Genomic DNA, 12,590 nt, shown 5'->3' with positions numbered 1-12,590 from the left:
AATACGATGCCAAAACAGCCAACAGGTTCAAAGCAACCGACCTGCGTACAGGTCGGTTGTGCAGGCGCTATTGGGCGTTCAACAGGGCTTCGACCGACATGCGCGCCGGTTTCGGTTGCCCGTCGGACGTCAGCAGGCCGAAGTTCTTCTCGCGTTCATTGCTGCCGGTATCGCTGTTCTTCCATTCGTAGATGGAGGTCAGCGGGATGTTGAGTCTTTTAACATCGCCGATAAACGCGTTGATCTTGCTCGCTTGCCCTTCAGGCCCGCCATTGGAGGCGAGTGCCGAGATGCCCCATTCACTGATGACCCCCGGCAGATGGAAGTTCTGCTGGATAAACGCCTGCGCATTGCTGATCTGCGTGGCCGTCATGCCGTAGGGGTGGTAGGACACGGCGCTCAGGCATTTCGGGTATTCGCTGACGATACGATTAAGCGCCACGGTAGAGGCCGAGCCTGCGCTGGGTGGCCGGGCGAAGCCGTAACCGATTACCGGCGTCGATGGCGGTTGACCTTGCAGCGTCTTACACACGGCGCTCATGAACGGCACAAACGTGGTGTCGAACTTGCCCGTCGGCCAGTAAGTTTCCAGATCCGGCTCATTCCATAACTCAATCGCGACCATTTGCGAGCCGTACGTCTGTTCCAGGCCGGTCACCGCTTTGGCGAAGCCTTCACCGGCGCTGGCCAGTTCGGCGTTTGATGTGGCAGGCAATGGCTTGATCGCCCGCACCGTCAGCAAGACTTCCAGCCCCGCCGACTTGGCCGCCGCAAAAGCGTCGCTGACTTGTTGTTGATAAGCCTTGGCAGTCAGGCTCTCGCTCCATACGCCAAAGCGGACAAAACCGAAGCCTGCCGTTTTGATCTGCGCGGCGTCGGCCGCCGTGAAGTTCTGGATTTTCACCTGAACGCCGATGTTCTTGGCTGGAAGGTTAGGGAACAGTTCGCTGGCGTGAACCTGAGTGGCACCCAGCATCAGTAGCGCCAGGGCGCCGAGTTTTTTGAGATGTACGGATTTCATGTCTGCTCTCCCGAAGAGAAGTGACAACAGCGAATATTTATCTCGTTTCTCAATTTTCGATAAGGATGATGGCACTTAGTGCGCGAATGTTATTTTTTGTCGGAAATCAATCGGCTGAAAATCACAGTTATTTTTAGTCCGCTAATTGTGGTTGGGGCGCTATAAAACGCTGTGGTACTTAATGCTCCGGTACTAACACGGCGAATCTATTTCTGAGTGCAGGAAGATCTTGAGGGTTCACTAAAGTTCTCTCGCATGTTGGCCGTTTGACATTACACGGGAAAGTAAAATCTTGTTCAGAAAGATCCTAGTTGTCTGCGTGGGCAATATTTGCCGGAGTCCGACGGCAGAACTGTTGCTGCGTAACGCGCTGGCCTCTTCAGCGATCACCGTGTCCTCTGCGGGCTTGTCCGCCAGGGTTGGCGAGGGCGTCGAGCCTTCGGCCCGCGAGGTCCTGGAAAACCATGGGCACAGTGCCGAAGCGTTCAAGGCGCGGCAACTGACTTCGGACATCGTCAACGAATCAGACTTGATTCTGGTGATGGAAAAACAACATGTAAATCAAGTACTGAAGATTGCCTCTCACGCGAGGGGCAAAGTGTTTCTACTCGGCAAATGGCAGAGCGAGCGCGAAATACAAGACCCGTATCGTCAAGGCCAGGCCGCTTTTATTCATGCTCATGCATTGATTGAAGATGCTGTTAGTTCATGGGCGCAGCGCCTCGGGCATTGATCAATATTCTTCAGAACAGTGAATGGTAAGAACAGACTTATGCAGTTACCGTCAGTAATCGGCACCCGTGACAACGATCAAGACAGTATTGATCTGCTCGGCATATTCGGCAGCCTGATCGACCAGAAATGGCTGATCGGCGCGCTTACCGGTGCCTTCATGGTCACCGGCGTGGCCTATGCGGTTCTGGCCACCCCGGTGTACCTGGCGAATGCGCTGGTGCAGGTCGAGCCGAAAAAGAACGACATGCTTGGCTTCTCCGACCTCAACAGCATGCTCGGTGGGCAATCGCCGTCAGTGACCGAAATCGGCATCATCAAGTCCCGCGCGGTGATCGGCAAAACCGTTGACGATCTGCGTCTGGATATCGATGTCACGCCGAATACCTTCCCGGTGATTGGCGGTTTTCTGGCCCGTCGTTATCGCGGCGAGACCGAGACCAGCGTCGCTGCGCCGCGTTTCGGCTTGAACAGTTATGCCTGGGGCGGCGAGCGCCTGGAGTTTGCCCGGCTCAATCTGCCGAAAGAGCTGCTCGGCAAGAAACTCACCCTCATCGCTGGTGAACAAAAGCGCTTCCAGTTGCTCGATGACAACGACAACCTGCTGGTCGACGGCGTTGCCGGTGAAGCCTTCGCGCAGGACGGTGTGGAAGGGCAGATCGCGCAATTGCAGGCCAACCCCGGCACGCGTTTCGAAGTGGTGCGCAATCCACGGATCGTGACCATCCAGGGTTATCAGGACGCACTGGATATCTCCGAGCAGGGCAAGGAATCGGGGATTATCAAACTGGCGCTGGCCAGCAGCGACGCCGCTGAAGCGGTGAAAATCCTCAACAAGATCGCCGCGCTGTACGTCGATCAGAATGTGCGCCGCACCTCCGCGGAAGCCGCGCAGAGCCTGGCTTTCCTGCAAAGCCAGTTGCCCCAGGTCAAGCGTGATCTGGCCAAGGCCAGTGACGCGCTGAACGCCTATCAGACCCACGGCAAAACCGTGAACATCTCGCTGGAAACGCAATCGGTGCTCGGTCAGTCCGTCGCATTGGAAACGCGGATTTCCGAGCTGAAAATGCAGCAGGCGGAGATGGACCGCAAGTTCACCAAACAACACCCGGCCTATCGTGCGTTGATGAGCCAGATTGGCGAACTGACCCAGCAACAGAAGTCGCTGGAAGGCAAGGTCGGCGATCTGCCCGCGACCCAACAAGAGCTGCTCAACCTGACCCGCGATGTCGAAGTGGCCTCGCAGATCTACACGCAGTTGCTGAACAAATCCCAAGAGCTGGACATCGTTCGCGCCGGTGCCGTGGGTAACGTGCGTTTGGTCGATGCGGCGGATGTCGACCTGACCAGCCCGGTCAAACCGAAAAAAGCCCTGATCGTTATCATCGCCACATTCCTCGGTGCCTTCGTCGGCGTGGCGCTGGTGCTGCTGCGTAAATCCCTCAGTCGTGGTCTGGAAGGTCCCGAAGCCATCGAGCAGCTTGGCCTGCCGGTGTACGCATCGATTCCCTACAGCGCCTTGCAGCAGGAAGAGGACAGCAAAAAAGGTCGTGCGCGCGACGGCGTCGATAAGCCTGCTTACCTGTTGGCCTTGCGCAACCCGACCGATCTGTCGATCGAATCGATTCGCAGCCTGCGCACCTGTCTGCACTTCGCCGGCCTCGATTCAACCAACAACCGCATCATGATTTCCGGGCCGAGCCCGCAGGTCGGCAAGACCTTCGTCTCGTCCAACCTCGCTGCCGTCATGGCGCTGAGCGGCCAGCGCGTGGTGCTGATCGATGCCGACATGCGCAAAGGGCATTTGCACAAAACCCTCAACACACCGATCACCAATGGCCTCTCGGACCTGCTGGTCAAACGCTGCAGCATCGAGCAGGCGATCAACCGGGTCGAAGTCGACAACCTGCACTTCATCAGTCGCGGCCAGGTGCCGCCGAATCCTTCGGAACTGTTGATGCACGCCAACTTCCGCGAGCTGCTCGCCGAACTGAGCGAGCGCTACGACCTGGTGATCATCGATACGCCGCCGCTGCTGGCTGTGACCGATGCGGCAATTGTCGGCCGTGAAGCCGGGATCAGCCTGATCGTCACGCGTTTCGGGGTGAACCCGGCCAAGGAGATCGAACTGACCATTCGCCGTTTCGCACAGAACGGTATCGAGTTGAAGGGCGCGGTATTCAACGGTGTCGAGAAGCGCGCGGCCAGTTACTACGGCAACGGCGGCTACGGCTATTACAACTACGAATATGCGTCCGACAAATCCTGACTGTCAGCGATTGTTCTTTCCTGTTTTAAGTGGGTGAGTTGTGAAGAAAATACTGCACGTGGCAGAGACGATCAAAGGTGGCGTCGCGACCGTTATCCGCACGATTTCGGCATCCCCCGAGGATGATGCGGCGAACTACGAGCTGGTGTATCTGGTGCCGGACGATCAGGCAAAAGAGCTGCACGGGATCGGCGCAGAGCAGATTCGCACGTTCGCCCGTACCGGCCGCAATGTGCCGTCGTTGCTGCGCTTCGCCTGGCGCCTGAGCCAGGTGCTGCTCAAGGAAAAACCCGATGTGGTGCATTTGCACAGCACCTTTTCCGGGGTGATCGGCCGTTGTGTGTGCGTGCTGTTGCGACCGTGGCGCAAGCCGAAAATCGTCTATTGCCCGCATGCGTTTTCGTTCCTGATGGAAAGCTCGCCGATCAAACAGAAAGTCTATGCGTGGATCGAGCGGGTGCTGCAAAAGGTCACCGACGTGATCATTTGCGTCAGCCAGTACGAACTGGATAAAGCCGCGCGCTTCGGCATCGAGCGCAAACGGATGAAGCTGATCTACAACGGCATTCATCACAAGGACGACGCACCGAAAGCGGCGAGTCCCGAGCCGATTCACCTGCTGTTCGTCGGCCGTCTCGACTACCAGAAAGGCTTCGATGTGTTGCTCAAGGCGTTCGCCAAGGTGCAGCGCAATGACCTGAAACTGACGGTGGTCGGCAGCGCGGTGAACGAGGACTCGGTCGAGTGCCCGCCGATGGACGCCGTCGAATATTTGCCTTGGGTCACCCCGGGCGAAGTGCAGGCGCTATATCAAAAAGCCGATGCGCTGATCGTGCCGAGTCGCTGGGAAGGGTTTGCCATGGTGCCGCTGGAAGGCATGGCCATGGGGCTGCCGGTGATTGCGAGCAATTGCACCTCGCTGCCGGAACTGGTTACGCACGGCGTGTCGGGCTATGTCTTCCCCTCTGGTGATCACCAGGCGCTGGCCGATGTGCTGGCGCAAATCCAGAAGCCGCGGTTACTCGACCTCGGCACCGAAGGGCGCAGCATTGTCCGCGAGCGCTTCAGCGCCGCGTTGATGATCCGCCAGACCTACGACGTGTATTGCGCTCCCACTTATTAAGTAGAACTCAGCTTATGAACGTAACGATTTTGCATGGCTACAGTGCGTCCAACTCCGGTGACGGCCTGCTCGTCGATCTGGCCATTGCCCTGGTGCAGCGCAACTTTGGCGATGACACGGCGATCAGCGTGGTCGCCTCCGATCCGGACTCTTTCAGCTACTTGCCGCACCCGCGTTTCGATGCGCCGGTGATGGCGGCCAAGGGCCTGGGCCGGGTCAAGCAGGCAGTGTTTCTCAACCAGTCCTACGCGGGGCTGGCCGACCTGTTGCGCAAAACCGATCTGATCGTCGGCGTCGGTGGCGGCTACATGCGCTCGAAAAGCGCTTTCGAACACATCAAGTTGAAGCTCGGCCATGCCAAGCAACTGGAAACCGCGATCCTCAGCAAAGTGCCGTCGGTGTACCTGCCGCAAAGCATCGGCCCGTTCCACGGCGAGAGCAGCCAGATCGTCGAGCATTACGCCAGCGCCGACGCGGTGTTCGTGCGCGATAACCGTTCCTCAGCGATCTTCGACGCCTGTGAAAACGTCTACCGTGCGCCGGATCTGGCAGTGCAGTCGCTGGCGAGCAAAATCCTCCAACAGCCGAAGTTCACCCGCTGCGCTGCTTCGCCCGCCACCGTCTGTGTGGTGCTGCGCAAGCCGCCGGAGTGGAGCAAGGAAAAGAAAGTCGCTTACGTGGCCAATCTGAAGTTGCTGCTGCAGCGCCTGAAGAACAAAAGCAAAGTGGTCTGCGCCGTACAGAGCGCGGTGCGCGGCAACGATGACGGCGCTTTCTATCGCGAACTGGGCATCACTGAAGACCTGTTGTCGTTGAAGGCGACGATTGCCAAATATCAACCGGACCTGGTGATTTCCGTGCGCTTGCACGGTGCCATCGAATCGCTGCTCTCTGGCGTGCCGGCGTACCACATCAGCTATGAGCGCAAAGGCTTTGGCGCCTATCAGGACATGGGCGTGGAAGACTGGGTGATCAATGGCGGCGACATTGATGTCGATAAAATCATCGACACGGTTTACGCACCGGACGCGCTGACGAATTTCGGCAAGCGCCTGACCGACACCTGTCGTGAAATCGAAGCGAAAACCGTGGCCATGGACGACATCATCAAGGGTGTCGTTCGATGATATTTCGGCTGCTGCTTCGCGGCGGAGCCTTGGGCGCGAAGTTTTTGCTGGTGTTGGCGCTCACCCATTACCTCGGTTACGAGGCGCTGGGTTTTTACGGCGTGGTGGTTGCCGCGTCGTTGATCGCGTCGAAGTTCTACAGCGTCGGTTTCAGTTCCGAGATCAATCGGCTGATCAGCGTCGGCGGCAGCTCGCGTCGTGTCGTCGACAAAGTGCTGTTGCTGTACCTGACCGTCGGGCTGCTGTTGTCGGTGGTGACGGTGCTGATCTATTCACTGTTCCAGCAAGTGGAAGCGACGGCTGCGCTGATCCTCTGTGTGACCCTGGTGTTGCTCACCGAACACCTGTCGTTCGAGATCAACTCCTTCGTGTTTTCTGCGCAGAAAGCCACGGCCGGCGCGTTGTTGTTCTTCATCAAGACCGGTTTGTGGGCGGTGTTGGCCGTGGCCGGAATGATGCTCGGCTGGGTGTCGAGCGTCGCTAGTGTTTTGTGGTTGTGGGTGGCGGCCAACGTGTTGGTGATCATCGCCGGTTACCTGATTGTGGTGAACGTGCACAAGGGCCGAGTCGCCGGGACCTTGGCCACGGCGACGGTGTGGAAGGCCGGCTTGCCGTTCTATCTCGGTACCGGTCTGATCGCGTTGAGTCAATACGCCGAACGCTTTCTGATCATCGATCTGGAGCCCTACGCCAGCCTCGGTAAATACGTCTACGCGTGGTCGGCGGCCAACACCTTGCAAGCCTTGTCGTATGCGGTGGTGGCGGTGGTCGGGATTCCAGTGTTGGCCAAGCGTTTTCAGGCCGACCAGCAGGCCTTCACGGTCAAGCAATTGTTCGTCAACAAGTGGGTCATGCGTTCGCTGGTGGTCTCGGCGGCGGTGGCGGTGGCGATTTATCTGTTCTTCAACGTGGCGCTCGATTACGTCGCCACCAGTGTGCCGCGTCCGGACAATGCGATCCTCGGCGTGTTGATCTTCTCCTTTGCCTTGCGTGCGATTGGCGACATCGTCTGGGGTGGTTTGATCGCCTCGAAAAACAGTCGCGTCTCGCTCGCCAGTGCGGCGATCTGCCTGCTGGTTTCAGTGCCGGTCAGCTATGTGCTGATCAAGCATTACTCGATCTATGGCGCCGCGTGTGGCAACGTTTTTGCGATCGTCGTGCAGCTCGGCGTGATTGCTTTGCTGACCCGCGTGACCGCTGCGAAAAAGGCTGCGTTGTCATGGGCCTGAAGTTGCCGTGCATTGAGTTTCGCGGCAAGAAACTCGACTCTTCGCTGTCGTTCCTGATCCTCTTCACCGGGCTGTTTCTGTCGGTGGCCATGCCGTTGTTGATTCCTCGCGATCCGGGGCCGGATGCGATGACCTTGTGGTCGTCGTATGCGCGGGCTGACAACTGCAATTTCTGGAATCCGTTCTCACCGGATCGCTCCTCCTACGAGTGTTCGGCGTTCCTGTTGCGGCCCACCGGGATCAACCTGACCAATGCCTGGGCCTACGGCATGTTCTGCAATTTTTTCCTCACGGCGATTCCAGTGGTGGTGTTCCGCCGCATGCCGTTGGCGATCTTCGGAACCCTGTGTCTGTGGGGCATTGTTCGTTCGTTTTTTCTGGAAAACCTGACCAAGGAAATCATCGTCTCGGTGGCGGTGTTGAGCATTTTGCTCAGCTCGTTATCGCGCAAATACCGTGGTGGTTTTTTCCTCTCGGCGGTGATCTACGGCGTGCTGATTCGGCCTTACTGGATCCTGTTTTCGCTGTCGTGGGTCGGTGTCTGCGTGATGAAAAAGTACGTGTCGCGTACGACCTTCTTCCTGATGCTGTTCCTGTTCTATCTGGCCGTGGCGATGTCGATCCAGCTTGCGCTGGGCTTCCCGGTGTCGTCGATTCGTGCCAGCAATAACGAACTGCGCACGGCGGGCGAGGAGGGCTCGAAGTCGTTGATCGTCTCGTGGCTCAGCGGCAGCGATTTCGTCTCGCAAGCGCTGGACTCGATGATCATTTTCTTCCGGCTGTCGTTCCCGGTGGAACTGATTCTGCTGTCCGGACCAGGCCAGGTGATCTTCGTCGCGTTGATGATCATGACCGCGTTGCTGCTGTTCAAAGTCATCACCTCGACCGATTACAAGGGCGCGCCGATCCAGACCAAACCCAAGGAACTGATCGCGATTCCGCTGGCGTTTCTGCTGGTGCAAGGTTTGTTCGAACCGGACTTCGGCTCCTTCGCCCGGCACTTTTCAATGGTGGTGCCAGTGTTGTTCGTCGGCCTCGGATTGATGCTGCGGGCAAACAAACCGGTGCAGGTTGAATCAAGAATTCTGAATTGAGGCGGGTGCTTTATGTCGAGCAAGAAAAAGTCCCTGGAGATCGAAACCCTGCGTGGCCTGGCGTGCCTGCTGCTGGTGCTCTATCACGTCATCGGGCCATTGGGCGGTGGGTTGAAGATCGATATCGGCTCGCCGTTCCGGGTGATTGCCGATTCGATGGTGTACGTGCGCATGCCGCTGTTCACGTTCATTTCCGGGTACATCTATTCCATCTACAAAATCCGCGGCAATGACTTTTCGGCGTTTTTCTCCGGCAAGGTGCGCCGCTTGATCGTGCCGCTGTTTTGCGTCGGCGTGCCGTTCTCGGTGCTGCAAGCGGTGGGGCCTGGGGTGAACAAGGACGTCGGGGTGATCGACGCGTTGTTGTCGTTCTGGGTACCGATCAACCACTTCTGGTTCTTGCAGGCGGTGTTCATCATTTTCATGTTCGTCGGGCTACTGGAGTGGCGCGGGATGTTGCGTTCGGCGACGCGCTTGTATGGGTTGTTCGCGTTTGCCGCCGTATTGTTTTTACTGCCGCCGTTCACGTTCGATGCTTTCGGGATTAACGGCGCGATTTATCTGCTGCCGTTTTTTGTCGCGGGGATGATTGGCCAAGAGAACGTCGATGCGTTGAAGCAGCGCTTCAAGGTGATCGGGCCGCTGGTGTTTGTGTTGATCTCGCTGACGCTGCTGTATGTGGCGGCGATTGATCGTGAGTTGATTGTTGATCGTCGTAGCCTGGTGGGTCTGACTGTGGGTTGCGTGTCGTGTATCGCTTTGCTGTCGAGTGATATGCGCTCGAAGGCGCTGACGTGGTTGGGCGGTTATTCCTATGCGATCTTCCTGTTCCATGTGCTGTTCGCAGCGACGTCGCGGTTTGTGCTGGGGCGGTTGGGGGTGAAGGATGAAAGCCTGCTGGTGCTGGGTGGATTGAGCTTTGGCTTGCTCGGGCCGGTGGTGTTGTCGATGATTTTCAGTCGGTTCAATTTCACTTCCGTGCTGTTCCTTGGCGAGCGTGCGGCGAAGAAGAAACCATTGGCGCCGATCACCCCAGTGCCGCAAACCTGATCTGTAGGAGCTGCGGCACGCTGCGATCTTTTGATCTTGTCTTTGAATGTCAGGATCAAAAGATCGCAGCCTCGTTTCACTCGACAGCTCCTACATGGATCTTTGCCAGCCGCACAATCCCTGTGGAAGATGTAGCGTCATTGCCAGAGCCACCGCCATCGCTGGCAAGCCAGCTCCCACAAATTTCCCGGCGCACAAGGGTTTCGCCGATGACCACAATCCCTGTGGGAGCGAGCCTGCTCGCGAAGGACCATTCCAGACTGAGGAAATTTTGCATGTTGGCAGTAGATGACGCGCAACCCGTAGCAGCGTCGGTGGTTGAGGTGGGCGATGCCCGCGAGCGTTTTGCGCAGTGGCGCGAAGGCAAGGCCGGCGCGGTGTTGTCGGTCTCGGTGATCGGCGACAGCTACAGCGCCGGACAGGATTTTTATCTGAACAAACTGGTGCAGCGCGTGGCTGGCGAGGTGGGTTTTTCCGGGCCGGGTTATGTCGGCTTCAACCACGGCGCGGCGCTTGGCGGGACGCATTTCAAATACACCCGCAGCAGTGAAAAGTATTTTGGCGGAGACTGGAAGGTGTCTGGCCTGGGGCAGGCGAGTCCGGACAGTCGCACAGTCACAGGCCGCCCCGGTGCCTGGCTGCAAGTGGATGCCAATCCCTCGCCACGCATCGATACGGCGGTCACTGAGGCGAAACTGCTTTATCTGGGCAACGGCGAAGCCAGCGAAATCCGTTACCGCTGGGCGCCATCGCAAGACTGGCAACCGTTGAAGCTTGAGGGTTCGGGCGTTCAGGAAGTGCCACTGACAGGCCTCTCAACAGCGAAAGACTGGTCCTTCAAACTGGAAGTTGTGAAGGGCGCGCCGACGTTGTTCGGCTTATGGATGAGCAACGATCAGAAAGGCGTTCGGGTGTCGAAACTGGCGGCATCGGGTGCGGCTTCTGCGGATTTCTATCACCAGGATCCGCAATGGCAGGTGCAGTGGAAAGCCGCTGTGTCGAAGATTCCTGCGGATGTTTATCTGATCATGCTCGGTGGCAACGATCAGGGTTTCGGCGTGAAACCGGCGCAGTATCTGCAGAATGTTCAGGGCTTGGTGGGGATGCTGCGCGAGATCCAACCGCAGGCGAGCATCAACCTGATCATGCGTCAGGACACCACTCGCTCGAGTGCTTATCCGATGGCGGCGTATGCGCAGGTGCTTGAGCCGTGGGCACGCGAGCAGCATCTGGGTTACACCAACCTGCAATGCGCGTTCGGGCCCGACGTCAAACGCTACGCGGCGGCGATGATCGGCCCGGACAAGATTCACCCCGTGCCGGCCACGGGTGGCAAGGTGATTGCCGATTACTTCTACGGCTGGATCACCGGCACCCACATACGCTGCAATAACTAGCCCCTGTAGGAGCTGCCGAAGGCTGCGATCTTTTGATCTTGTCTTTTAAAAACAGGATCAAAAGATCGCAGCCTTCGGCAGCTCCTACAGGGGACAGTTCAGGCGTCGGTGAACGTGTCGACTTGATCGAGCAATTCCGTGAGCTTTTGCGGCATCAACCGCGTATCGCAGCGGGTTTCCACGTTGATGATGATCGCCGGATCGTTGCAGCAAAGACGCACGCGGAAACGCCAGTCACTGAAGATCACTTTCAGACCATCGCTGTCATCGATTTCCAGCGCCTGCCCGTCGTAGCGCTTTTTCAAGTGCGTGAGCAGGGGATAGGGATCGCGCATCGGACGGCGGATATCGCCGGACGCGGGAAACACGCCAATGCGTTCGACCAGCAAGATCGTCCCCAGCCAGGTTTCATTGGCGCTGGGCAATGGCTGATGGCGGGACAACCAGCTCATCACCCCGAGGTTACCCACCTCGCGTTCAATCTCTACGGAATGTTGTGCAATGTTCATGGTGGCCTGCCTGAAGTGAAGAGTGGGCGTGAGGTGGCGTTGGGGCCGTCTCAGCGACCCTTGAGGTAAACGTTCTCGTAGCAGAAGTTGGTCGCTTGCAGATAACCCTCGGCGTCGCCGCAATCAAAGCGCATGCCTTTGAATTTGTAGGCCAGCACGCAACCGTTCTGCGCCTGTTTCATCAGCGCGTCGGTGATCTGGATTTCGCCGCCCTTGCCCGGTTCGGTATCGGCGATGAGGTCGAAAATATCCGGCGTGAGGATGTAGCGGCCGATGATCGCCAGGTTCGATGGCGCGTCTTGTGGTGCCGGTTTTTCCACCATGTTGTTGACCCGGTAGATGCCGTCGGACATCAGCTCGCCGGCGATCACTCCGTACTTGTGCGTCTGATCGGCCGGGACTTCCTGGATGGCGACGATCGAGCAGCGGAATTTCTTGTACAGCTGGATCATCTGCGTGAGCACGCCGTCACCTTCCAGGTTCAGGCACAGGTCATCGGCCAGCACCACGGCAAACGGCTCGTCGCCGATCAACGGACGGCCGCTGAGGATCGCGTGGCCGAGGCCTTTCATTTCGACCTGACGGGTGTAGGAGAAGGTGCAGGTGTCGATCAGTTCGCGGGTGCCGGCGAGGAACTTCTCTTTCTCGGTACCGCGGATCTGATGTTCCAGCTCGTAACTGATGTCGAAATGGTCTTCCAGCGCGCGTTTGCCCCGGCCGGTGACGATGGCCATGTGTTGCAGGCCGGCGTCCCGTGCTTCTTCAACGGCGTATTCGATCAACGGCTTGTTGACGATCGGCAACATTTCCTTGGGCATCGCTTTAGTTGCCGGCAAGAAACGTGTGCCATAGCCGGCAGCGGGGAACAAACATTTACGAATCATAAAAGTATCCTGGACAGTCATGGAACACAGGCGACGAATGCGCGCACTCATGCAAGTGGGCAAGTTTCAATAGTATTGAACGATTGCTTTAATACCTGAGTCAGGTTGTTCATGGCAATTAATCGTAAGGATAAAGCATGACAATGTTATGAGAT

11 protein-coding genes are annotated in these 12,590 nt (G+C 57.8%); 8 read left to right on the top strand and 3 right to left on the bottom strand.

Annotated elements, in window-relative coordinates; genetic code table 11:
• Positions 1-67: 67 nt before the first annotated feature.
• Positions 68-1,021, bottom strand: coding sequence for a cellulase family glycosylhydrolase (locus C2E19_RS20115; protein ID WP_129394774.1), 954 nt, complete (start codon positions 1,019-1,021; stop codon positions 68-70).
• A 292-nt stretch (positions 1,022-1,313) separates the two neighbouring features.
• Between C2E19_RS20115 and C2E19_RS20110 the strand changes: the two genes are divergently transcribed.
• The 8 genes from C2E19_RS20110 (at position 1,314) to C2E19_RS20075 (ending at position 11,042) form a co-directional block, all read left to right on the top strand.
• On the top strand, positions 1,314-1,754 hold the full coding sequence (locus C2E19_RS20110) for a low molecular weight protein-tyrosine-phosphatase (RefSeq protein WP_129394773.1): 441 nt from the start codon (positions 1,314-1,316) through the stop codon (positions 1,752-1,754).
• Between the two features lie 39 nt (positions 1,755-1,793).
• The gene (locus C2E19_RS20105) at positions 1,794-4,022 is read left to right on the top strand and encodes a polysaccharide biosynthesis tyrosine autokinase (protein ID WP_129394772.1); all 2,229 of its coding nucleotides are present in this window, start codon (positions 1,794-1,796) and stop codon (positions 4,020-4,022) included.
• A 40-nt stretch (positions 4,023-4,062) separates the two neighbouring features.
• Positions 4,063-5,145: a glycosyltransferase family 4 protein gene (locus C2E19_RS20100; RefSeq protein ID WP_129394771.1), complete on the top strand. Its 1,083-nt coding sequence runs from the start codon at positions 4,063-4,065 to the stop codon at positions 5,143-5,145.
• A 14-nt stretch (positions 5,146-5,159) separates the two neighbouring features.
• Positions 5,160-6,272, top strand: a complete 1,113-nt coding sequence (locus C2E19_RS20095; RefSeq protein WP_129394770.1) for a polysaccharide pyruvyl transferase family protein — start codon at positions 5,160-5,162, stop codon at positions 6,270-6,272.
• Positions 6,269-7,501, top strand: coding sequence for a phosphoribosylaminoimidazole carboxylase (locus tag C2E19_RS20090; protein WP_129394769.1), 1,233 nt, complete (start codon positions 6,269-6,271; stop codon positions 7,499-7,501). Before C2E19_RS20095 ends, C2E19_RS20090 begins: the two co-directional genes overlap by 4 nt.
• The gene (locus C2E19_RS20085) at positions 7,492-8,595 is read left to right on the top strand and encodes a hypothetical protein (RefSeq protein WP_129394768.1); all 1,104 of its coding nucleotides are present in this window, start codon (positions 7,492-7,494) and stop codon (positions 8,593-8,595) included. The genes C2E19_RS20090 and C2E19_RS20085 overlap by 10 nt, the downstream gene beginning before the upstream one ends.
• A 12-nt stretch (positions 8,596-8,607) precedes the next feature.
• Positions 8,608-9,645, top strand: a complete 1,038-nt coding sequence (locus C2E19_RS20080) for an acyltransferase family protein (RefSeq protein ID WP_129394767.1) — start codon at positions 8,608-8,610, stop codon at positions 9,643-9,645.
• Positions 9,646-9,920: 275 nt separating this feature from the next.
• The gene (locus C2E19_RS20075) at positions 9,921-11,042 is read left to right on the top strand and encodes a GDSL-type esterase/lipase family protein (protein WP_129394766.1); all 1,122 of its coding nucleotides are present in this window, start codon (positions 9,921-9,923) and stop codon (positions 11,040-11,042) included.
• Positions 11,043-11,140: 98 nt separating this feature from the next.
• Here C2E19_RS20075 and C2E19_RS20065 read toward each other — a convergent pair whose 3' ends face one another.
• Together C2E19_RS20065 and galU are read right to left on the bottom strand one after the other, a co-directional pair.
• Positions 11,141-11,551: a mannose-1-phosphate guanylyltransferase gene (locus tag C2E19_RS20065; RefSeq protein ID WP_129394765.1), complete on the bottom strand. Its 411-nt coding sequence runs from the start codon at positions 11,549-11,551 to the stop codon at positions 11,141-11,143.
• A 50-nt stretch (positions 11,552-11,601) separates the two neighbouring features.
• Entirely contained in the window at positions 11,602-12,435 is an 834-nt protein-coding gene (galU, locus tag C2E19_RS20060; RefSeq protein ID WP_129394764.1) for a UTP--glucose-1-phosphate uridylyltransferase GalU, read from the bottom strand.
• Positions 12,436-12,590 lie beyond the last annotated feature (155 nt).

The organism is Pseudomonas sp. DTU12.3 (assembly GCF_004124275.1).
In the GTDB taxonomy this organism is placed as follows: Bacteria; Pseudomonadota; Gammaproteobacteria; order Pseudomonadales; family Pseudomonadaceae; genus Aquipseudomonas; species Aquipseudomonas helmanticensis.
The sequence above is the reverse complement of the archived record's forward strand: the minus strand, read 5'-3'. Positions and strand labels throughout refer to the sequence as shown.

Bases quoted from the DNA above. Each gene is read 5' to 3' on its own strand.
- C2E19_RS20115 (WP_129394774.1), bottom strand. From the start codon at position 1,021: ATGAAATCCGTACATCTCAAAAAACTCGGCGCCCTGGCGCTACTGATG.
- C2E19_RS20105 (WP_129394772.1), top strand. From the start codon at position 1,794: ATGCAGTTACCGTCAGTAATCGGCACCCGTGACAACGATCAAGACAGT.
- C2E19_RS20095 (WP_129394770.1), top strand. From the start codon at position 5,160: ATGAACGTAACGATTTTGCATGGCTACAGTGCGTCCAACTCCGGTGAC.
- C2E19_RS20090 (WP_129394769.1), top strand. From the start codon at position 6,269: ATGATATTTCGGCTGCTGCTTCGCGGCGGAGCCTTGGGCGCGAAGTTT.
- C2E19_RS20085 (WP_129394768.1), top strand. From the start codon at position 7,492: ATGGGCCTGAAGTTGCCGTGCATTGAGTTTCGCGGCAAGAAACTCGAC.
- C2E19_RS20080 (WP_129394767.1), top strand. From the start codon at position 8,608: ATGTCGAGCAAGAAAAAGTCCCTGGAGATCGAAACCCTGCGTGGCCTG.
- C2E19_RS20075 (WP_129394766.1), top strand. From the start codon at position 9,921: ATGTTGGCAGTAGATGACGCGCAACCCGTAGCAGCGTCGGTGGTTGAG.
- C2E19_RS20065 (WP_129394765.1), bottom strand. From the start codon at position 11,551: ATGAACATTGCACAACATTCCGTAGAGATTGAACGCGAGGTGGGTAAC.
- galU (WP_129394764.1), bottom strand. From the start codon at position 12,435: ATGATTCGTAAATGTTTGTTCCCCGCTGCCGGCTATGGCACACGTTTC.